Source organism: Aeromonas sp. 1805, from assembly GCF_013085525.1.
Classification (GTDB): Bacteria; Pseudomonadota; Gammaproteobacteria; order Enterobacterales; family Aeromonadaceae; genus Aeromonas; species Aeromonas hydrophila.
The window spans coordinates 1,897,101-1,917,377 of sequence record NZ_CP038515.1 but is presented as its reverse complement, the minus strand read 5'-3'; the positions used below and the strand labels follow the sequence as shown (position 1 = coordinate 1,917,377).

Here is a 20,277-nt window from a genome sequence, read left to right as displayed (position 1 = left end):
AAGCCGACAAACGCTAATAAACAAGGGGATAGGGGGGCGAAGGTGACAGATCCGCCCCGACTCCCCGCTCAGTGCATCACTTCGCGCCGATAAATAATTCTGTCATTACCCCGGCTGGAGCCGAAAATGGCCTCACCCAGCAGGCTGTTCGGGTTCCCCGGATCGGCCAGCCAGCGCGGCTGTTGCGGTTGTTTTTCCAGCACGATGTGATATGGCACGCGGACAGCGAACTGAGGAGCGCCAAAGTTGAACAGCAACTCTCCCTTGTCGGCCTTCCCTACGACGGCCCCTGGCGAAGGGGCTCCCAGACCCACCGTGATCCTGGTCGCCGTTCCCAACACCAGATCGCCACTGGCCACATCATAGTGCTGGGTATCATCGGTAAAGAGCACACCGTCATTGGCCAGCGAGAGCGTGCTGCACACATCTGCCTTATTGCTGCTCCAGGCGCCGTTCTGGTAGTGCTGCATCAGCAAGGAGAGCGACAGCGGCTCGCTGGCGGCGCCACGATCCGTACCGGCCAGCACCCTGCCGTAGTAGGCAACCATGGTGTCATCAACCACTGCCGGGATGCTCAGCTGCTTCGCATTGCAGGTCACTCCGACTTGGCAGTCACCCGACACGCCTGTGTTCATGTTCATTCCGGTCAGGGTCGTGATCGACGGGTTTTCACCATCGATGACGCGCAACCCGAACCGGAGCTTGAAAAAGGGCTCTTCCGGCGTGGTGAGCGACGGCGTCCGCTCTGCCAGACGGGCAAACCGGCTGCTGCCATCGAAAATGACCTCGCCAGCCTGCCAGTTGGTCGCCAGGCTGCCGATCCGATCGGTTCGATCGATGCCGTCCTTGTTGTCGGCACCGACCAGATAGATCAGTCCTCTGGCAAAGGCGTCGCGGTAATTGAGGGTCACCCCGCCCTGCTTGTTGCGAGCCTGCAGACGCATCTTCACGCCAAACGGCTGACTCATGTAGCTGAAACCGCCACAGGCGGGGGTCACGGTCCCGCTGAACAGATTAAAGTCCCAAGGTACGAAGCGGCCCACCGGCACGCTGCTGGCGGGAGGGATGGTGTAGCCGAAATAACCCGTAGATACAGTGCTTCCCTCTGGCGGCGTTGCCACCGGTGGCGTCGCCGTCATCCGGAATACCCCGACCTCGCTCACCGTCTGGGTAACGCTGTTGAGGCTGTTGCTCGCGGGAACATGGTTATAGGTAGCCGTTCCCACCGCTGCATTGGTGCCGGGGTTTGGCGCCATCAAGGTGCTGCCCAGGGCAATCTTGGGCAGGACAAAGTTGGGCGTGGTCTGGTTCCCGGCACAAATATCCCCATCGTTGGCCGATTCCCAGGCCATCGCCTTGATGTCTACCTGGAAGCTATCTCCCGCCTTCTTGAACACCGGGCAACTGCTGTCCCCTGCCGCGCAGACGCCTTGCGGGGGCGTAATGCACAAGCCGACCGGACGCGCCACAAACTGGTCGGCGCCGGTCATCACCAGCCCCGCTTCATTGCCCGTGCCGTCGTAGCGGGCATCCAACTGCATCTGGCCGGCATCCGGATACTTGACCGTAATGGTCGACTGGCCTTGCGCGTCGAAAGCGAGCGGCACCAGGGTAGCGCTGCCCAGATCGGTACCGATCACACTGCTGTTGACGCTTATCTTGCTGTTGTAGTTATTGCTGGTCGGCAAAACGTAGCTGCTCCAGAACTTGACGCTCTTGCTCTGATTGGCAAAACCCGGCACGCACTGCTTGGTCACGTCGCTCTTCTTGACCGCCTTGATGGCCACTGTCTGCGGCTGGTTCGAGTAGGTGTCGGGCACGTCAAAGACGAAGCCACTGTCGGCAAAGGTGAGAGTACAGGCGGCGCTGCTGAGCGCCCCGCCGCCCGACCGGCAGAGGGTGGTGCTGAGCGGTTTGGTCGAGGGCGTCGAGCCGCTGACCCCCACGGTAACCGATCCGGCCGTGTTGTTTCTGAGCTGCAGCGTAGTGGTGCCGCCACTGAAGCTGACCACATTGCCCCCGATCCAGCCACCACTGGTACTGCTGGCAGGAAGCAGGCTGGCGCTGACCTGATCGGTGATCAACTGGCTGCAGTCCGGATTGGCGCAGGCCCGGATGGTAAGGGTTTCCGGGTTGCAGGTCAGCGCATTGCCACTGTGGTCAAATTCGAAGTGATCGATCTGGGTACCCACCGGGTTGGAGCGCAGGGCACAGATCCGCACGTTGTCTATCTCGTGGAAGTTGGTCACCGAACCGGTGGAGCCGGTCAGAGAGAGCAGGAAATTGGCCGGCACTGCCGCCTGACCGCTCTGGCTCGTCATGTTGATGGGGCCAACCAGGGTGCTGTACCCCGAGCCGGTATCCCGCTCGACGGTGGCCAGCGAGTTGCCTGCGGAGCGGGAGTCGACCGTGATGCGATAGCGATGGGGGCGATTGCTATTGGTTCCGCTGTCGACGGGCGGATTCAGGTTGCTGACCGTCCCCGTCAGATAGCGATAGCCCGAGGTGCCCGACCCCGAACCACGGATGGAGACCGCCTGCGGCCGCGACCCCAGGTTGGTACTTCCCCCTTCGTTGGCATAGTTGCCGTACTCGTCGAGCCCCACCCCGAGCCAGCCGCCGGCAAAGCCGCTGATCCCTGTCTTGTAGCCATAGCCCAGCGGGCCGCCAAACGCCCCCGGCTGCGGCGTCAGGGTGGCATCTGAGAGCACCACCGCCATGCCGTCCGCCCCGCTCGTGCCGGAAGTCTTGTAGGCGTATTGATCGAATTCGACCGTCACCAGGTTGCCAGCCCCCGGGAAGAGGCGCTGGAAAGTGGCCGAAGTGGCCTGATCGGTAATGTTCTGGGTGAGGCGCAGACGGCCGTTCTGTACCGATGGCAGGGTGCTGTTGTTGCGCTGGGCCACCACCCAGCTGTCCGGGTTGATCTGGGCGCTGTCGAAGCCATCGGCAAAACAGGTCAGCATAGGCGGCAACACCGCCGTATTGATGCTGGATTGAGCATCCATCTTCAGGTAGCCGGCCGTCACCTTGCCATAGACGGTGGCATTGTTGTTCATGTTGAGCAGCCCGTCGGTATAGAGGTAACCATAAAACGTGGTGCTGTTGTCGATCACCATGTTGTTGTAGTTCACCCAGATGAGGCTGCCCTGGTTGTTGGCGTTGATACTGACCGTGTTGACCAGCTTCACGTCCTGGTTGACGAAGATCCGGGTGGTCCCGCTGCCGGAGAGACGGATGGTGCCGTTGTCCAGGTTCAGGCGGTCGATGAAATAATCCCCCTCGCCCAGCACCAGGGTCGCGTTGTTGCGCACCGTCAGCGTTTTGAACTGATAGGTGCTGCGACTGGGGAAAGTCATGGTGCAGCTTTCCACCGTCATGGTGTCATAAGCCGCGCTGGAAGCACTCTGCGAGCCGGACGAGCAGGTCTGGGTCGTATTGGCATTGTTGGAGGGGAAGGCATTGTTGCCGTTCAGCGCAAGCCCGCGAATGTCACTGCCGGTGACGGTACAGACCTTGTAGCCGCCAGCACCATCGTCGCAGCGCCGCGTGTTGTTCTGATCCGGCTGGATGGAGCAGAAGTTGAGTGGCAGCCCGCCGCTACCATTGATCTTGGCGTTGTTGAGCTGGATCAGCTGGTATCCGTTGATCTGGTGGCAGGCATCGTTGTTGTTGCCATGATGGCCCTGCACCACGGCCGGGAAGAGCGAGCCGGTATCGATGGGATCGAACGCCCAGACCTGGCTAGTGAAGAGGGCCAGCGCCCACAACCATTTCATCTTCAGCCTCCGTCATACGCTTCGACCATCAGGGTGCGGCTCACCCTGAAGTCTGGACTGGCACTGGTCAGATCATTGCGCAAACCGCAGGTACCGACACTCTGGAGGCGATAACCGGTGCTCGTCATGCCGTTATAGGTCGCCGAGACACTGCGGCACTGTACTACCGCCTGACAGTCGATCAGCCCCGGATTGCCGGTGAAGCTGATCGTTCTGCTGGACTCACACACCGCAGGTGGCTGAGGTTGGGCCGCCGTCCGGTTGGGGAACAGCCGATAGAGCGCCACTTCCAACCCGCTCTGGGCCGCCAGCAAGGCACGCACGCTGCGCACTTCCACCGTATTTTTCTCGCTGCTGTCGAGCAGAAAGCGCCCCATGGCCGCCGCCAGCATGGCCATCACCACGATCACGAACAGGGCGATCATCAGGGCACTGCCCCCATCTTCTTGCTCTGGCGCCGCTCAGGGAACATTGAATACCCCCAGCTTGTGGTTGAAGGTGACAACTTCTCCTTTGCGCTCGAACACCAGCCGCAGACCAAATTCCCCTTCGGCGTTGAAGGCCGAGACCTCCCGATAGAAGTTGCCGGCACGGAGCGACTCGGCCATCAGCACACCCGCTGCAACAGGGGCACCGATCGCGGCGCTGGATCGCGTCATCGTGCTGCCTTCCACGCAGTAGCGTACCTGCTGATTGGCAAAATAGACCCGGCTGCCGGGCGAGATCCCGGCCAGGGTCTCGCCACTGGTATAGCGAACGGTCTGCGCCCCCGATACCGGCGCCAGCACCTCGGTGACCCTGGCGACACAGCGGCCATATTCACAGCCATTGACCAGTGAGCCGGCCGCTGACGTCGGCATCGGGAAGACCACCATCAGGTCCCCCGCCTTGACCGCATTGGCATCCGGACTGATGGGAGCGACGGCCGAGGCAGGGGTCGCCATCACCAGTTCCAGAGTGGATGTGCTGCCGGACTGGGCCCGGTTGAGCGCAAGATAGCGGCTGGAGGTGCTGATGGGCCAGAAACGCAGGCAGGGACCGCTGTCGTCCCAGCTGCCATCCAGGGTTTCAATCCGCTCGGAGCCCGGCAACGCATCGCGCACCTCGCGGTTGAGCCGCTCCATGGCGAAGCGGGCATCGCTCATCAGCTGTTCGCGGCTGCTGGCATCGCCGTAGATCTGGGTGCCGATGCCGATGAACTGGCTGGCGAAGGTGGCCATGATCCCCAGCAACAGGATCACCATCACCAGTTCGATCAGGGTAAAACCGCTCGCCGTCCGCATCAGTAGTTTCCCCGATAGAAGGAGAAGTCGAGCACGCTCTCGTCAGGCAGGCGCACCTGCAGATCAATGCGCTTGCCCACCGAACAGGGGGCAGTACAGGTCTTGAAGTTGCCATCGCTGAAGTCGACCGGGCTCACCGCAATCTTGACTTGATAGTTGCGATACTCGTCGCTGGCGATGATGCCGCCGCTCTGGGTGTAGAAGCTGGCATCTTTCCAGCTGCCAGCAGTATCGAAATCGTCCACGTCGTTGAACATGTAGGGGGCAGGCTCACCGTCCGGGCCATAGTGGGTCGAGCAGACCTGAATGGTGACGCCGGCCACCACCTCACCACAACGATAACGGCCACCGTTGTGATCCGACTGTTCATCGAATGATGTTTGCTGGATCTCGCCCGCCAGGCGCTGGGCCAGCTGGGCGGCCCGCACCTGCTGCATCGGATCCACCGCCTGGGGAGCCTGGTTGATCAACAGGCCGAGGATGCCGGTCAGTGCCACCGCCAGCAGCACTATGCCCACGATCAACTCGATCAGGGTAAAACCGCGCTCAGGGGCTCTCATGGATATAGCCCTCGGACTCTATCTTGAGGCGGCCGGTTTCGCGGCCATCGCTCACCAGCAGGGTACAACCCGTGGCACAGCTGCCGAGCGGCCTGCCCATCTGATCAAAGCGGATCACGAAACTGCTGGCATTATTGAGGGAGACCGCCATACCGGCGGAAGGGGTCACAAGGCGGCCACGGGTGCGCTGATTGTCGCTCCAGCCGGTCATGAGGCCGGGAGCCGGGCATGCCGCACCGGCAACCGCCAGCGTGATATGGGCAAAACGGGAAGCCTCCACTACCAGCTGGGTACAGCGGTCGGCGGGTTCATGCATGTTGATGGTCTGCACCAGCCGCAGCCGGGTCAGCAGCTCATCACGAAGGGTTTGGGTTTCAAAGCCGCCTTTGCCCAGCAATTTGGGCACGGCAAAGGCGGCCAGAATCCCTAGCAACAGGATCACGATAACCAGTTCAATCAGGGTAAAGCCTCGTTGCATTCTCGTTCCCTGTTCATAAACAATGAGGCGAGGCATAAGCCTCGCCTCATTGACACTAACACTGAATCAGCATCCACCCAGAGTGGTGGTGGCGCCAGCTGTGCTGGTAGCGGGAGCATAGGTCACAGTGCACTTGGAACCGCTGGTTGCGAATACGAAAGTACCGCTAGACACGGCACCAGTCCAAGAGCCATCGATGGTAACGGCGCGCTGGATGCCAGCGCTGGTCGCTGCCGGATAACCATACACAACATCAATGCTGGCTCCATCACTGGTGCTTACCGAACCGCTTACATCACGCTCGACACCCACCAGTGCTGACTTGCTGTAAACCAGCTGAGCTGAGCTGCTGACTGCGGCCTGTACGCCCTGAGCGGCGGACTTCTTGGCATCATCCTGCAGATTCAGGAACTTGGGAGCCGCGGTCACTGCCAGGATACCCAGAATGATGATCACGATGACCAGTTCGATCAGGGTAAAACCCGCCTGTTTTTTCATATTGCTTTCCTCTGTCAATTGATATTGGTGGTCACCTGACCGGAGGCCGGACGGTAACTGAAACTCATGAATGCATCAGTACTGCCTTGCGGATCCTGATACTTGCCATCACTACCCTTACTCAAACTATTGACCAGATAGTAGCGGCAGACCGAGTCCAGGCCGTTATTGGTCACACTGACATAGTATTTCAGGTCATTGCCGCTACCACGCACCTCGCTGAAGCTGGCGGTAGCCTTGGGCGGGTTCTGCAGCAGACCCTCCCAAATCTTGAGACAGCGCGGGGCCGTCAGGTTGGCCGGATCCACGTCGATGCCGCCACCGGCCGAGGTATCCATGGGATAGCCCGGCGACAGTTCGCCGTTGCTGACCTGAGTGTCGGTCGGCGTGGTCAGATAAAAGCGTGAACCGTCATAGAGCACGGTGTTGAGGCTGTCCTGCTTCGCGCGCCCTTCGGCCTCCCATTGAGCCCGCACCAGCGACACGCCGGTGGCAAACCCGCCGGAGACCCCCTCCACACTGGCTTTCTTGGCTTCGTCCGTGACATCGAGAAAGCGGGGCAAGGCGGTGACCGCCAGGATCCCCAGGATGACGATGACGATCACCAGCTCGATCAACGAGAAACCCGCTGCCCGATGGGGACTCACCACACCGGAATATCTTGGTACCAGTCGCGTTGTTGTCATGGACCCTCCGTAATAACCCGCATTATTTCATGCAGATATAAAAAAATCATTTAGCTGAATCGCAAAACAAGCCTCATTCAGGGCTTTTGGCGCACTCTGCCGTCAGAAAATTGATAAATCAGCCAATTATTCTCCCAGCCGAACTCGCACCCTTCGCCATCCAGACTCGCCAAGGCCTGCACAGGCGGCTGGGTCGACGCTGCTTTACCGATGAGTTGCTCCCACAGCCAGCGGCAGTTTTCCGACGGCGTCATCACTGTACCGGCACCCAGTGGCCAGCCACGCTCATCAAACTGCCAGGCCATCCCATCGACATGCAGCACGGCGGGACGCCGCTGATCGAGCCAGAGCCCATGCAACCTTTGTGCGCGCTCGGCAAATTGCTCCCCCAGCAGGGTCAGGCTGACGGCCAGCGCCTCCTCCCGGTGGACAAGATAGCTCCGGGCCAGGGTCGCCACCATGATCAGCAACAGGATCCCCACGGCCAGCCGCCGATAGCTTCCCAGCCAGTGCTCATCCTGTTGTGACTGTCGACTCACCCATCTCGCTCCACACTCTGCCGCTTACCCATACCGCCCGCCTCATTGCCCGGTTACTTGCCACGCACGGCACACATCATGCCCCGCCTCAGTGATGGTAAAGATACCGGCTTACTTGCCACTCACAGCCCCCATCATGTCCCGCCTCAGTGACCGTAGAGATACCGGTTACTTGCCGCGTACGGCCCGCATCATGTCCCACATCGGCGTGAAGATGCCCAGCGCCAGGATCAATACCATGACCGCCACGATCCCGATCAGGATCGGCTCGATCCGGGCGGTGAGACTCTTGAGGTCATAGTCCACCTCCCGCTCGTAATACTCGGCTGCCTCGTGCAGCAGATCATCGACCTGGCCGGTCTCTTCCCCCACCGCGATCATCTGCATCACCAGCGGGGTGAACAGGCCGCTGCTGCCGGCGGTGCGCAGCAGACTCTCACCCCGCTCGATACCGACCCGCATGTCGCGGATCCGGCCCGCCATCCAGGCGTTGTCCACCGCATCGGCCACCAGGCTCAGCGCCGTGTTGAGCGGCACCCCGGCCTTGAGCATCATGGAGAAGCTGCGGGCAAAGCGGGCCAGCAGGGAGCGCTCTATGATGGTGCCGACGATCGGCAACTTGAGCTGCCATCTGTGCCAGGTCAGCTTGCCCTTGACCGTGCTCACCCAGCGCCGCCAGCCAAACACCATGGCCAGCAACACGCCGAGCATCACCCACCAGTAGTGCACGAAGAAGTGGGAGGTGGCGAGCAGGATCCGGGTCGCCAGCGGCAGCTCGACGCCAAATTTGGCGAACATGCCGGCAAAAACCGGGATCACCATGATGTTGAGGATCACCATGGCGATACCGATGGCAATCAGCACGAAGCTGGGGTAGCGCATGGCGGTCTTGATCCGCTTGCGGGTTTCCAGCTCCAGCTCGAAATAGTTGGCAAGCTGCAAGAACGCCTCTTCCAGCTGACCTGTGTTCTCCCCCACGTGGATGATGGCCACGAACAGGCTGCTGAACACCCTGGGGTGGGCCTGCATCGAGCTCGACAGCGGCCGGCCGTTGCCCAGATCCTCTCCCAGCGCGTGCAGCGCCCGCTTGAGCGGCTTGCTGTGGGCGCTCTCCTCCAGCCCGGCGATGGCGCGCAGGATGGGGATGCCGGCCCGGGTCAGGGCATACATCTGGCGGCTGAACACCACCAGCTCGTCCAGCCGCACGCCCCGCTCCAGCAAGAGCGACCAGTCGAGGGCGGCCGCCTTCGCCTTGCCGGGTTTCAGCTCTGTCGGCATCACGCCGCGGCGCATCAGCTGCTCGGCCGCAGCCATCTCATTGGCCGCGTCCACCACCCCGCTGACGGCATTGCCCTGGCTGTCGCGCCCCTTGTAGGTGAAGCTGCTCATGGGGTGCCTCGCGCCAGCCGGCCGCGTTCATTGCCGATGAAGTTGGTCATCACTTACCCCAGGTCCTCCGCCAGCCGCAGCACCTCGTCCACCGAGGTGATCCCCTGGCGAGCGTAATCGAGCGCCGTCAGCGCCAGCGGCCGGTAGTGCGGGTGCTGGCGGGCCGCCTTGGCAAACCCTTCAGCGTCGTTGCGGCGCAGGGAGTCCATCATGGGCTGATCCAGCTCCAGCAGCTCGTACACCCCGATCCGGCCGGCATAGCCGGTGAAGTTGCAGCTCTGGCAGCCGCGTCCCTTGTGATAGACGTGCTGGCCCGGCGCTTCGCCGGAGAGCACGGTCAGCCAGGTGGCCTGGCCTTCATCCGGCGCCTTCTCCTCGACGCAGTGCTCGCACACCCGCCGCACCAGCCGCTGGGCCACCACCGCCCGCAGCGCGCTCGCCACCAGATAACCTGGGGCCCCCATGTCGATGAGGCGCAGGGCGCTGGTGACCGCATCGTTGGTGTGCAGCGTGGTCAGCACCAGGTGACCGGTGATGGCGCCGCGCAGGCCGATCTCCACCGTTTCGTTGTCCCGCATCTCGCCCACCAGCAGGATGTCCGGATCCTGACGCAGGGTGGAGCGCAGCACGTGGGAGAAGGTCAGCCCGATCTTGGGATTGACCTGAACCTGATTGACCCTGGGCAGCCGGTATTCCACCGGATCTTCCACCGTGATGATCTTCTGGCTGGCCTGGTTGAGCTCGGAGAGGGCGCCGTAGAGGGTGGTGGTCTTGCCGCTGCCGGTCGGCCCCGTCACCAGGATCATGCCGTGGGGCCGCTTGAGCTGGCGCCGGAAGCGGGTCAGGATCTCCGGCGGCATGCCGATCTCGGTCAGCGACAGGATGCCGGAGGATTGGTCCAGCAGCCGCATCACCACGGATTCGCCGTACTGCACCGGCATGGTCGACATCCGCACATCCACGTCGCGGCCGCGCACCTTCATGTTGAAGCGGCCATCCTGTGGCAGCCGCTTCTCAGAGATGTCGAGGCCGGCCACCAGCTTGAGGCGCAACACCAGAGCCTGGGCGATACGTACCTCGCTCAGGATGTTCTCGTGCAGGATGCCGTCGATGCGCTGGCGAATGCGCAGCACCTTCTCGTCCGGCTCGATGTGAATATCGGAAGCCCCCACCTGCACCGCATCCTCGAACAGGGAGCGCAGCAGCTTGGCCACCGTCGCCTCCCCCTCGTCACCGGCCCCGAGATTGCTGGAGCCCAGCTCGAAGCCGGCGTCCTGATACTCCTCATGCAGCTGTTCGGCAAAGCTCTCGATCTCACGGGTGCGGCGATAGAGGCGGTCGAAATACTCCAGCAGCTGGCCTTCCCGCGCCACCGCCAACCCCATCTCCCGCGGGCGCAGCAGCGCCGCGATGGCGTCGAGGGCGCTCAAATCGGCCGGATCCGACATGGCCACCGTCACCTTGTTGTCGGTGAGGTTGACCGCCAGCGCGCGATAGCGGCGCGCCTGCACTTCCGGCAGCAGCGGCACCGCCGACGCATCTATGGTGAGGTTGTTGAGATCGAAGAAGGGCACATCCAGCTGGCGAGCGAGGAACTGCAGCAGTTGCACCTCGCTGATGAAGCCGAGATCGATCAGGGTGGTGCCCAGCTTGCGGCCGGTCTGACGCTGCTGCTGCAGGGCGAGCTGCAGCTGATCATCCGAGATGATCTGCTCTTGTACCAGCAGGTCGCCGAGGCGCATTTTCAGTCTGGGTTGTGCCATGCAAACTCCAAAAAAGTGATCCCGGCCGCCCGTCAGGGGGCAAGCTGCGCAATCCGTTGTTCGAGCCAGCTGGTCGACGCCTCGCCCAGGTTGCCGTGCAACTGGGCATTGCGATAGGCATCCAGAGCCCGCTGGCTGTGGCCCTGGCCATCTTCGGCCACGCCGAGCCCGAGCCACCAGCGGCCCTGATCCGGCTGCTGGCGCAACAATTTCACGTAAAGATCCGCCGCCTCGGCATGCTGACCCAGCTCCTGGCTGAGCCCGGCCCAGGTGGCGTAATAATCCAGATTGCTGGCCAGATCCGGTCGATGGCCGGTCAACCAGCCGAGCGCCTTAAGCTGATCGCCACCGCTGATGGCGAGCCGCGCCAGCAGCAGCCGGAAATCGGCCTGTTCGGGATCGAATCTGAGCCCCTCTTCCAGCAACTGGCTCGCCTCGCTCAGCCGACCCTCGCCGTAGAGCAGGCCCGCCAGCTGTTCGCGAGCCCCCTGATTGCGCGGGTCGTGGGCCAGCACCTGATAGTAGTTGTCCTGGGCATCGCGCAGTTGCCCCTTGGCCATGGCGGTGGTGGCCTTGCGCTCGGCCAGGGTGGCCAGTTCGGCCTCAGAGAGGTTGACCGTCTCTATCTTGAGCACGCCGGGCTTGCGCGGCGCGGCCGCGGGGGCCTCCTGCTCCGCCGCGAGCTCGGCATAGAGGTCGGGTTGCAGCTCCTCGTCGCTCGGCCCCTCCTCATCGATGGCGGCCACGTCGGCGTCATCGGCAGCGCGCTCCTGCGCCTGCTGCGGCTCGGCGGCAGGCGGGGCGGCAAGGTGGCGCGGAGTTGGCAGCGCCACCACCTGATCCACCGGCTCTTGTTCTGCACTGGCCGGCACCGCTGCGGGAACCGCACGGGCGATGGCGTCCGGTGTGGGCTCCGCCTGCAGCTGGCGGGCCTCGACGACCCGCTGGCTCTGCTGCCAGTAGATCCAGGTACGCCAGCCCAGAATGCCGAGGGCCAGCCCGCAGATCAGGGTCAACAGCAGCATCCACCAGCCCTGCTGGCGCACGGGTGGCACATAGACGGCCCCCTCGCCCCCCTGCTGGCGCTGTTCCAGATCCTTGAGCATCTGATTGATCACGCTCATTGCCAGACTCCATAGGCGAGGGCGCAGCCCAGCAGCAGCACGAGAGGCCACCAGCGCCGCGCCGCGAAGCGGCGGGCATCGTCGGTGTCGCGCACGGCCAGCCGCACCAGCCGGCTATCGATCTGGCGCGCCCCCTGGCCATAGGCCAGCATCAGGCACTTCTGCGCCAGTATGTTGATGAGTCGCGGAATGCCGCGCGAGGCGCGCCACAGCTGGCGCAGCGCCCGGCCGCCAAACAGCGGGGCCCCGCGATAACCGGAAATCTGCAATCTGTGCTCCAGGTAGGCCCGGGTTTCATCGAAACGCAGCGGCCGCAGGCAGTAGGAGAAGCCGATCCGCTGGCGCAGCTGGCGCAGATGGGGCTTGGCCAGCCTGGCGTCCAGCTCGGGCTGGCCGAACAGCACGATCTGCAGCAGCTTGCTCGATTCGGTCTCCAGGTTGCCGAACAGCCGGATTGCCTCCAGCGTCTCGTCTGGCAGCGCCTGCGCCTCGTCGATCAGCACCACCACCCGGCTCCCCTGCTGGTGCAAGGCGATGAGATGGCGATGGATGCGATCGGTCAGATCCAGCTCGCTCTGATCCCGCACCGCCAGTCCCAGCTCCAGCGCCAGGGCGATGCGCAGCTCGGCCGGGTTGAGGTGGGGGTTGGGCAGCCAGGCCAGACGTACCGGCCGCTCCTCGGAGCCCAGTTCACTCAGCAGCTTGCGGCAGAGCAGGGTCTTGCCGGTGCCGACCTCGCCGGTCACCTTGATGAAGCCCTCCCCCTGCGCCAGCGCCCAGTTGAGCACCTGCAGCGCCTCCTCGTGCGGGGGCAGCCCGTAATAGAAACCGGTGTTGGGGGTGAGGCCGAAGGGAGCCTCCTGCAAACCGAAGTGGTTCAGGTACATGGGCAATCCCCTGCCATCTCTGCCAGGGAGCCCGTGATGGCCCCCGGCACGTGATCAAACCGGTCCAGGATCATGACTCAGCCCTTGGGCGGATACCATTTGTCGAGCAGCTCGGAGGAGCGCTGCAGTTCGTTCTGCCAGGTGTCCTTCTCCACCACGGTCGGCTTGAGCAGGATCACCAGCTCCACCTTCTTGGTGCTTTCCCGGCGGTTGGTGAAAGCCTCGCCGACCCAGGGAATGTCCCCCAGCAGCGGCACCTTGCTGACGATCTCCTGCTTGTCGGTCTTCATCAGGCCGCCGATGACGATGATGTCGCCATTGTTGGCCTGCACCACGGTATCGGACTCGCGGATCGAGCTCTTGGCCAGCGGCAGGATCAAGGGGTCCGCCGTGCCGACATCGATGGTTTTCTTCTGCTCTTCGGTGTCGATGACGGAGGGGTGGATATGCAGCAGCACCTTGCCCTCTTCGTCGATCTGCGGCGTCACGTCCAGCGCGATGCCGGAGAAAAAGGGAGTCAGCTCTACATTGGGCGTGACTATCGGTGCCGATGTGCCTGAGGTTGTGGTCGTGGTAGAGGCGTTGGTGACGAAATACTCGTCGGTCCCTACCTTGATCACCGCCTTTTGGTTGTTGGTCGCCGTCACCCGCGGGCTGGAGAGGGTATTCACGTCCCCCTGGGTCTTGAGCAGATTGACCGCCACGTTGAAGTTGCCGTCGGAAATCTTGAAGCCGGCCCCGCCACCCAGGGCGCTGAAGATCTGGTTCGGGGTGTTGGCAATCGTGCTCGGTGTCAGCGAACCACCACCGGTGATGCCCTTGTTGCCATCCCAGCTGGCGGAAAGACCGCTCCAGTCCACCCCCTGCTCGTAACCCTCGTTGAGGGACACTTCCAGGATCCGCGCCTCCAGCACCACCTGACGCTTCAAGTGGCTCTCTGACTGATTGAGGAACTCGCGCACCGCCTTGAGCTCCTTCGGATAGGCCCGGATGGTCACCAGGCCCGCCTGCGGGCTGGTGATGACGGCGCGGCCGTCGCCGCTGCCGATCAAGGTCTGCAGGGTGTCGCGCAGATCGGTCCAGTAGTCGCTGTTGGTGTCGGTCTCGATGCGGGTGCCGTTGCTGTCGCTGTTCGAGCTGCCGTTGGAGGAGCGGTTGCTGGTACTGTTGTTGGTGCTGTTGTTGGCGTTATCGAAGTTGTTGTTATTGCTGCTGTTGTTGTCGTTAGAGGCCACCCCGCCGGTGCTGACCGAGGTGCGGGAGAGACCGCGCCGGGACATCATCAGGTAGTTGACCGGGATGGTCTCGGTGCGCAGCCCGGCCGGGTAGACGTGGAACACATTGCCCTTGCGCTGCACGTCGAAGCCGTACATGTCACCCACCACTGCCAGCACTTCGGTCAGGGTCACGTCCTTGAGCTCGACCGAGATCTGGCCGGCCACCCCGGGGTGCACCGCCACGCTGTAGCGGGAGCCCTTGAACAGAGAGCCGAAAAACTCCACCGCATCCACGTCGTGGGCGGCAATGCGCAGCCGCGCTTCCGGCATGCTGATGGCCTGGGGTGGACGATTGAGCTGCAGCAGTTCGCTCTGTACCGACTTGGGTACGCTGGTCAGCGCCCCGCCCTTGTTCTGCTCGGTCATGGCATGCCTGAGTGCGTCCTTGGCCTGCACGGGTTCGGGGTGCCGGTAGCTGGTACAGCCTGCCGTCAGCACGGCGGCGGAGATCAGGCAGAGATGATGTTTTTTCATGTAATAAGTGCACCCTGACTTGCAATTAAACTCGACAAACTTGGCTCCGCCCATCCCGGGTGGAGCGCGTTCAGATCCGGACCTTGCTGGCAAACAGGGTCAGCGACTGGCGCTTGCCCCCCTTCTCCAGCACCACGGCATCTGCACCTATGGCCACCACGCGATAACCGTCGACCTGCTGGCCGACCCGATAACTGCTGCCGTTGAGCACCGCCAGTGCCGGGCCGTTGCCCAGCATGATGCTCTGCAGCCTGGGCAGACCGGCCTCGCGCTGGCCGGTTGCACTGGCGCCGCTGGTCGCGCCGCTCAAAGGCGCGGTGGGGTCCTGCAACAGCTCGGGCTGCGCCTGGGCCAGCAGACTGAACAGACACGCCCACAGGGGAAACCATCTAGCCACGAATAAACTCCTTGCTGGTGCTGAGGGTGTAGATCTCCATCTCCACCACCGCCTTGGGATACTCCTGCACCTGGTAGTCAAACTGCTTCCAGTAGAAGTGGCGCGACAGCCCCTCCAGCGCCTTGAGATACTGATACACATCGAAATAGCCGCCCTCCAGCTTGAGCCGGATGCCGTGCTTGAACAGGTTGATGCGCTGCTCGCCCGCCATCAGCGGCTCCGGCGTCAGCGAAGTGAGTGCCACCATGTGCAGATTGGCGGAGCGCGACAGCAGGGCCTCCAGCACGGCCGGCATCTCGTGGGCCTGGATCAGATCCACCGTCTGGGCCTTGAGTTCGGCGTCCAGCTTGCCCAGCTCGCCATCCAGCTGCGCCAGCTGGGTACGCACATGCAGATCCGGATCCCGCGCCAGTTTGGCCTGCTTGCCCTGGTTTTCGAGATCCATGATCTCCAGATCCCGCTGGGCAGTGCTCAGCGCCAGCCGCTCCTGCTCCAGCCGCACCGCGGCCCCATCCAGCCAGCCATAAATGGCAACGGCGCCGACCACGACCACCCCGGTCAGCAGGATCAGGACTCGCTCGCGCTGGCTGAGGGCGGCGATCTTGTCGGCCCAGGCCTGCCACTGCTCTTTCAGGCTCATCAGGGCTTCTCCCGCTCGATGCCGCTGAGCTGGAAGGCCAGCCGGCCCTCCTTGTCACGGCTTAACGTCAGCTCACCAAACTGCTTGCCCGCCAGCGACGGGGTCTGCTTGAAACGGTTGACCCAGGCCGGCACATCCTGGCTGCGCCCGGCGAAGCCGGACAGGTTGACGTAGCCGTCGGCGATCTCGATCCGCTGCAAGGAGAGCTGCGGATCGCGGATGCGGGACAGATCGGCCATCAGCCCGGCATAGCCCTGGGATTTTTGCAGCGCCAGGCTGCCCAGCTGCCGCATCAGGCCCTGCTTGGCGGTCAGCTCCTCCTGCTTGGTGACAAGCTGTTGTTGCAGCAGGCCATCGGCCTGGTGACGGGCCAGCTCGGCATCCAGCCGCTGCGCCTCGCCGCGCTTGATCTCCAGCGCCGCCCGCACCTGCACCAGCTCGCGCCCGACAACGTGCTGCTGCCAGGCGATGACGCCGGCGGCACACAGCAGCAACAGCACGCTGCCGCCCCATACCAGCGCCATCTGGTTGAGGCTGGCCCACTGTCGTCTGGGCCGAAACTCGGCGCCGTAGAGGTTGATCTGGCGTTTCATCAGGCATCCTCCCCCAGAGCAGCTGCATAAGCCGAGAGATATTCCACGCCGGACAGGATCGCCTTGTTGGCCATGGCGGAGACGGCAAAGCCGAAGGTCTGCTCCATATGGCGCACCAGGGTACCGATGAAGGGCGAGGCGATAGCGAGCTGCATCTGGCCGAGTTCCGGCAGTTTGAGCTGGCCCACCAAGTAATCGAGGGAGCGCTGGATCTCCAGCGCCAGCGAATCGAGCTGCATGGCGTCAGGCTCATGCTCGCCGGTGAGGGCGCCGAAACCGCGCAGCTGGCGGGAGAAGCAGAGCCCCCCCTGATGGAACACCAGCAGTTGCAGATCCTGCCCCTTCGGCTGCCACAGCAGCATGCGCACCGTCTGATCCGGCTCGTACAGCGCGGTCATCGCCAGCTCGTCGCTGACGATGGCGTCCAGGCTGGCGATGCCGTTGACCGCATCCGCCAGCTGCTGTACCCGCGCCTTGGGCACGCAGATCACGTTGATACGCGGCCGGCCCGCCGGCGGGGTGGGCAGATCCACATAATCCATGGCGAGCTGCAGCACGGATTCACTGACGTAATCCTTGACCGCCCAGGGCAGGGCACCGGCCATTTCAGCATCGGGGACGGCAGGCTTGTCGATCTGGACCTGTTGATAAAGGCTGGCCGCGAGGGCGACTCGCACCTTAGACTTGGCGAGGCCGTGGCGGCTGAACAGCTCGGCCATGGCCTGGGGCCACTCTTGCGGGCCATTGATGGCGCGGGTGGCGAAGGTGGGCGGGTTGCCGAGCGAAGCCAGCATGATCCGATCGCTGGCCAGCAGGAGTCCTACCTGACGGCTGGGGGTCGAACGTCTGAAAAGTTGTTTCATTGAAACCCGCACCTGGCTGCCAAAAACGGATTAAACCTTAGCATAAACAGAGCATTAGCCTCCAGATAAATGACCGATTACTCATTGTCACCCCAATCGCCCCCGATGGCGCTGCCGCCCCTGCAGCCCGCCCTGTTGCCCTCGCCGCTGCAAGCTGTCTCGCACCCGCTGCTGAGCGCCTATGGAGTCCAGCTCTGGTGCAAACGGGACGATCTGATCCACCCCGCCATCTCGGGCAACAAGTGGCGCAAGCTCAAGTACCACCTGTTGCATGCCCGAGATCAGGGCAAACGCCATCTGCTCTCGTTTGGCGGCGCCTACTCCAATCACATCCATGCCCTGGCGGCAGCGGGGCGCCAATCTGGCCTGCGCACTACCGGCATCATACGCGGGGAGCCGGAAGCCGTCAGCAACTGCACTCTGAGCGCTGCAAAAGGCTGGGGCATGGATCTCGTTTTTGTCGACCGCCAAAGCTACCGGCGGCGGCAGGATCCCGCCTGGCTGGCCCAATTCGAGGATGAAGAGACCCTGATAGTGCCGGAAGGGGGTAGCAGCCCGCTGGCCATTCCCGGGGTGGCCGAGCTGGTCGATGAAGTGCCCTTCTCGCCGGATCTCTGGGTGCTGCCCTGCGCCAGCGGCGGCACCCTGGCCGGGCTCATCGCCGGCAAGCGGGCACCACAGCAGATCCTCGCCATCGCGGTGCTCAAGGGGGGAGCTTCATTGCCGACGAGGTGCACCGACTCCATCCCGCTGCCGCCCACACGCCCGGCTGGCGGATCGCGCTGGATCACCACGACGGCGGTTATGCCAAATTCAGTCCGGCGCTCTGGCAGTGGGTGCAGGCCTTTAGCGCCGAGACGGGCCTGCCGCTGGAGCCCATCTACAGCGGCAAGGCAATGCGGGGGCTGTTTCGCGAGCTGGCGGCAGGCCGCATCCCGCGCGGCAGCAAGATCGTCTTCATCCACACCGGTGGCATGCAGGGGCTGGCGGGGCTGAGAGAGCAGGGGCGCCTGTGACGGCGTGCCGGGCGCAATACCGGCGCTGAACCACAAAAAGAGAGGGTCGCCCAGGCGACCCTCTCTTGTGTTCATCTGTCCATCAGGCGCCGGCCGGCTCCAGCACCAGCCGTTCCGGCTCGGCAAACCAGGGGCCCTGCCCGGCGTGCACCCCGAGGTGGCGCAGCATCTTCCACTCGTCGCCGCTCTCCACCCCCACGGCGATGACCCGGGTGCGGGTGTTGGCGCAGCCCCCCACCAGGCTGCGCACCGCCATCTGGTTGACCTGGCGGGTATGGATCTCGCGCACCAGGCTGGGGTGCAGCTTGAGGAAGTTGATCTCGAACTCCTTGATGTACTGGGTGCTCACCACATCCTGGCCGGCGTGATCGATGGCCAGCTGGCAGCCCAGCATGCGCAGTGCCCGCAGCGGCCGCTTGAGCGCCTCGTAGTGGCGGGTGACCTGAGCCTCGGAGAGTTGCAGGATCAAGCGCTCGTTGGTGCTGCGCGGCAGCTGGAACAGATCGAAGAACAGCCAGCGCTGAAACTCCCGGTGCAGCAGGCTCTGGGCGCAGAGGGTCAGGCTGATGGGGCAGCTCTGTTCGGAGCGCTGGCGCAGCAGGCCGAGGGTCTGCTCCGCCACCAGCCGATCCAGCGGCAGCAGCAGCCCTGCCTTCTCCGCCATCGGCATGAAGACGCCGGCCTGCAGCTCTCGCCCCTGCTCGTCGTGGATCCGGATCAGCAGATCCTGCTGCAACACCACCTGATCCCGCTCCTGCTGCACCGGCTGCACATAAAAATCGATGCCATGCTCCTCGATGCGCCGGCCGATCAGGGTACGCCAGCGTACCGTGCCCTTGCTGCTCTGCTCCTCGTCCAACTGCTTTTCGTAGAGGAACCAGCCGGTGTGGCCTTGCAGCCGCGCGCTCTTGAGCGCCAGCTCCGCCTCCTCCTGCACCTTGAGCAGGGAATCCTCGGCCTGATAACAGACCGCGCCGAGATAGACGGCGGTGTCTGGATTGACCGCCTCGGGCCAGTGCAGTCGCTGCAGGCTCTTGTGCAGCTGGCCGGCGCCATCCACCATCTCGCTTTCCGACATGTTGGGCAACAGCACCGCAAACACCTGGCCGGCATAGCGGGCCTGCAGGGCACCGTTGTGCTTGCGCACGAAGGCGGCGATGGAGGCGCTCACCTCCATCAGCAGATCCTGGCTCTGGCGGCCGTTCAGCTCGGGATCCAGCTCCTCCAGGCCGGCCAGCTCGATCAGCAGCACGCCGCCGCTCATCACGCTCGCCTCCATGATGGCGCTCTCCAGCCGGTTGTCGAAGAACAGCCGGTTGCCGATGCCGGTCATCTTGTCGACGAAGGCGTTGCTGCGGATGAAGTTGTCGAAGCGGCTGCGCTCCTTGCGGGCATCCGCCAGCTCGGCCAGCAGATAGTCGAGGGCCTGACTGGCCGGCTGTGGCCACTCGTCGGCCGGATCATGGGCTAGCTTGGTGAGCTTGTTGTCGAGGATCAGCTGGGCGCGCTCGGCCAGCAGCTCGGCTCCCCGCAACTGCAACCGCAGCCAGCGGATGGAGTACCAGAGGCCGAACACCACGATGAAAACGCCGAGGGAGATGCCGGACATCGCCTTGATGGAGTACTCGAACTCCTTGAACGGCCGCTCCAGCTTGAAGTCGGCCTGCATGCCCGGCTGATGGGGCATGGGCTGGTGATAGGGGATCAGCAGGCTCTCGTCGGTCGGCTGCTGCACGTCGCGAAACCAGTAGATCCGCTGCTTGTCCTGGCGGATCTCCAGTTCCACCACGTGGGCAGAGCGCAGCAGGGTCGGCAGCCAGCGGGTGAGATCCTGATGATCATCGGCCACCTCCAGCTGCTTGTCGATGATCTCGACCAGCGAGTTGACCTTCTTCTGTTGCATCTCCATGCCCAGCTCACGAAAGCTGAACACCCCGCCAAGCAGCACCATGGCCATGGCCGCAATGACACACAGGGTAATAAACGAGACAAGCTGAGTGGTCAGTTTCATGTGCCTTTCCGTATGCCCGA

At 63.4% G+C, this 20,277-nt stretch carries 18 protein-coding genes and 1 pseudogene; 1 reads left to right on the top strand and 18 read right to left on the bottom strand.

The window, feature by feature from the left end; translation table 11 throughout:
• Positions 1–68 precede the first annotated feature (68 nt).
• From E5E96_RS09150 to mshI, 17 genes are all read right to left on the bottom strand, one after another.
• Positions 69–3,779 (bottom strand): DUF6701 domain-containing protein, encoded by a 3,711-nt coding sequence (locus E5E96_RS09150; protein WP_171281981.1) that lies wholly within the window; start codon positions 3,777–3,779, stop codon positions 69–71.
• 2 nt (positions 3,780–3,781) lie between these two features.
• Positions 3,782–4,204 (bottom strand): MSHA biogenesis protein MshP, encoded by a 423-nt coding sequence (locus E5E96_RS09145; protein ID WP_171281980.1) that lies wholly within the window; start codon positions 4,202–4,204, stop codon positions 3,782–3,784.
• Positions 4,205–4,240: 36 nt separating this feature from the next.
• Positions 4,241–5,062 (bottom strand): MSHA fimbrial biogenesis protein MshO, encoded by an 822-nt coding sequence (gene mshO / locus E5E96_RS09140; RefSeq protein WP_171281979.1) that lies wholly within the window; start codon positions 5,060–5,062, stop codon positions 4,241–4,243.
• Complete coding sequence (gene mshD, locus E5E96_RS09135) at positions 5,062–5,622, bottom strand: MSHA fimbrial minor subunit MshD (RefSeq protein WP_171281978.1); 561 nt, start codon at positions 5,620–5,622, stop codon at positions 5,062–5,064. Before mshD ends, mshO begins: the two co-directional genes overlap by 1 nt.
• Positions 5,609–6,100: an MSHA fimbrial minor subunit MshC gene (gene mshC, locus E5E96_RS09130; RefSeq protein WP_171281977.1), complete on the bottom strand. Its 492-nt coding sequence runs from the start codon at positions 6,098–6,100 to the stop codon at positions 5,609–5,611. The genes mshD and mshC overlap by 14 nt, the downstream gene beginning before the upstream one ends.
• Before the next feature lie 66 nt (positions 6,101–6,166).
• Positions 6,167–6,598 (bottom strand): prepilin-type N-terminal cleavage/methylation domain-containing protein, encoded by a 432-nt coding sequence (locus E5E96_RS22750; RefSeq protein WP_017408813.1) that lies wholly within the window; start codon positions 6,596–6,598, stop codon positions 6,167–6,169.
• A gap of 14 nt (positions 6,599–6,612) precedes the next feature.
• Positions 6,613–7,284 (bottom strand): MSHA fimbrial major subunit MshB, encoded by a 672-nt coding sequence (gene mshB, locus E5E96_RS09120; protein ID WP_011704371.1) that lies wholly within the window; start codon positions 7,282–7,284, stop codon positions 6,613–6,615.
• A 77-nt stretch (positions 7,285–7,361) separates the two neighbouring features.
• A complete protein-coding gene (locus E5E96_RS09115) occupies positions 7,362–7,823 on the bottom strand; it encodes a hypothetical protein (protein ID WP_171281976.1) in 462 nt (153 codons plus the stop codon).
• Positions 7,824–7,991: 168 nt separating this feature from the next.
• Complete coding sequence (gene mshG / locus E5E96_RS09110; RefSeq protein WP_171281975.1) at positions 7,992–9,212, bottom strand: MSHA fimbrial biogenesis protein MshG; 1,221 nt, start codon at positions 9,210–9,212, stop codon at positions 7,992–7,994.
• 53 nt (positions 9,213–9,265) lie between these two features.
• Positions 9,266–10,975 carry an MSHA fimbrial ATPase MshE gene (gene mshE / locus E5E96_RS09105; protein ID WP_171281974.1) on the bottom strand — a complete coding sequence of 570 codons (1,710 nt, stop codon included), beginning with the start codon at positions 10,973–10,975 and terminating at the stop codon, positions 9,266–9,268.
• 32 nt (positions 10,976–11,007) lie between these two features.
• Complete coding sequence (gene mshN, locus E5E96_RS09100) at positions 11,008–12,099, bottom strand: MSHA fimbrial biogenesis protein MshN (RefSeq protein ID WP_171281973.1); 1,092 nt, start codon at positions 12,097–12,099, stop codon at positions 11,008–11,010.
• Complete coding sequence (mshM, locus tag E5E96_RS09095) at positions 12,096–12,986, bottom strand: MSHA fimbrial biogenesis protein MshM (RefSeq protein ID WP_171281972.1); 891 nt, start codon at positions 12,984–12,986, stop codon at positions 12,096–12,098. The genes mshN and mshM overlap by 4 nt, the downstream gene beginning before the upstream one ends.
• A 77-nt stretch (positions 12,987–13,063) precedes the next feature.
• Entirely contained in the window at positions 13,064–14,737 is a 1,674-nt protein-coding gene (gene mshL, locus E5E96_RS09090) for a pilus (MSHA type) biogenesis protein MshL (protein WP_139391387.1), read from the bottom strand.
• A gap of 70 nt (positions 14,738–14,807) precedes the next feature.
• A complete protein-coding gene (gene mshK, locus E5E96_RS09085; RefSeq protein ID WP_016349155.1) occupies positions 14,808–15,134 on the bottom strand; it encodes an MSHA fimbrial biogenesis protein MshK in 327 nt (108 codons plus the stop codon).
• Entirely contained in the window at positions 15,127–15,774 is a 648-nt protein-coding gene (mshJ, locus tag E5E96_RS09080; protein WP_171281971.1) for an MSHA fimbrial biogenesis protein MshJ, read from the bottom strand. Before mshJ ends, mshK begins: the two co-directional genes overlap by 8 nt.
• Positions 15,774–16,367: an MSHA fimbrial biogenesis protein MshI1 gene (mshI1, locus tag E5E96_RS09075; RefSeq protein ID WP_060390565.1), complete on the bottom strand. Its 594-nt coding sequence runs from the start codon at positions 16,365–16,367 to the stop codon at positions 15,774–15,776. The genes mshJ and mshI1 overlap by 1 nt, the downstream gene beginning before the upstream one ends.
• Positions 16,367–17,230, bottom strand: coding sequence for an MSHA fimbrial biogenesis protein MshI (gene mshI, locus E5E96_RS09070; RefSeq protein ID WP_171281970.1), 864 nt, complete (start codon positions 17,228–17,230; stop codon positions 16,367–16,369). Before mshI ends, mshI1 begins: the two co-directional genes overlap by 1 nt.
• Positions 17,231–17,335: 105 nt before the next feature.
• Here mshI and E5E96_RS09065 point away from each other — a divergent pair.
• A pseudogene (locus E5E96_RS09065) lies at positions 17,336–18,246 on the top strand (1-aminocyclopropane-1-carboxylate deaminase/D-cysteine desulfhydrase).
• An 82-nt stretch (positions 18,247–18,328) separates the two neighbouring features.
• Here E5E96_RS09065 and E5E96_RS09060 read toward each other — a convergent pair.
• Positions 18,329–20,257: an RNase E specificity factor CsrD gene (locus E5E96_RS09060; RefSeq protein ID WP_171281969.1), complete on the bottom strand. Its 1,929-nt coding sequence runs from the start codon at positions 20,255–20,257 to the stop codon at positions 18,329–18,331.
• Between the last annotated feature and the right edge of the window lie 20 nt (positions 20,258–20,277).

Coding starts and splice junctions, on each gene's coding strand:
- E5E96_RS09150 (WP_171281981.1), bottom strand. CDS start 3,779: ATGAAATGGTTGTGGGCGCTGGCCCTCTTCACTAGCCAGGTCTGGGCG.
- E5E96_RS09145 (WP_171281980.1), bottom strand. CDS start 4,204: ATGATCGCCCTGTTCGTGATCGTGGTGATGGCCATGCTGGCGGCGGCC.
- mshO (WP_171281979.1), bottom strand. CDS start 5,062: ATGCGGACGGCGAGCGGTTTTACCCTGATCGAACTGGTGATGGTGATC.
- mshD (WP_171281978.1), bottom strand. CDS start 5,622: ATGAGAGCCCCTGAGCGCGGTTTTACCCTGATCGAGTTGATCGTGGGC.
- mshC (WP_171281977.1), bottom strand. CDS start 6,100: ATGCAACGAGGCTTTACCCTGATTGAACTGGTTATCGTGATCCTGTTG.
- E5E96_RS22750 (WP_017408813.1), bottom strand. CDS start 6,598: ATGAAAAAACAGGCGGGTTTTACCCTGATCGAACTGGTCATCGTGATC.
- mshB (WP_011704371.1), bottom strand. CDS start 7,284: ATGACAACAACGCGACTGGTACCAAGATATTCCGGTGTGGTGAGTCCC.
- mshG (WP_171281975.1), bottom strand. CDS start 9,212: ATGAGCAGCTTCACCTACAAGGGGCGCGACAGCCAGGGCAATGCCGTC.
- mshE (WP_171281974.1), bottom strand. CDS start 10,975: ATGGCACAACCCAGACTGAAAATGCGCCTCGGCGACCTGCTGGTACAA.
- mshN (WP_171281973.1), bottom strand. CDS start 12,099: ATGAGCGTGATCAATCAGATGCTCAAGGATCTGGAACAGCGCCAGCAG.
- mshM (WP_171281972.1), bottom strand. CDS start 12,986: ATGTACCTGAACCACTTCGGTTTGCAGGAGGCTCCCTTCGGCCTCACC.
- mshL (WP_139391387.1), bottom strand. CDS start 14,737: ATGAAAAAACATCATCTCTGCCTGATCTCCGCCGCCGTGCTGACGGCA.
- mshJ (WP_171281971.1), bottom strand. CDS start 15,774: ATGAGCCTGAAAGAGCAGTGGCAGGCCTGGGCCGACAAGATCGCCGCC.
- mshI1 (WP_060390565.1), bottom strand. CDS start 16,367: ATGAAACGCCAGATCAACCTCTACGGCGCCGAGTTTCGGCCCAGACGA.
- mshI (WP_171281970.1), bottom strand. CDS start 17,230: ATGAAACAACTTTTCAGACGTTCGACCCCCAGCCGTCAGGTAGGACTC.
- E5E96_RS09060 (WP_171281969.1), bottom strand. CDS start 20,257: ATGAAACTGACCACTCAGCTTGTCTCGTTTATTACCCTGTGTGTCATT.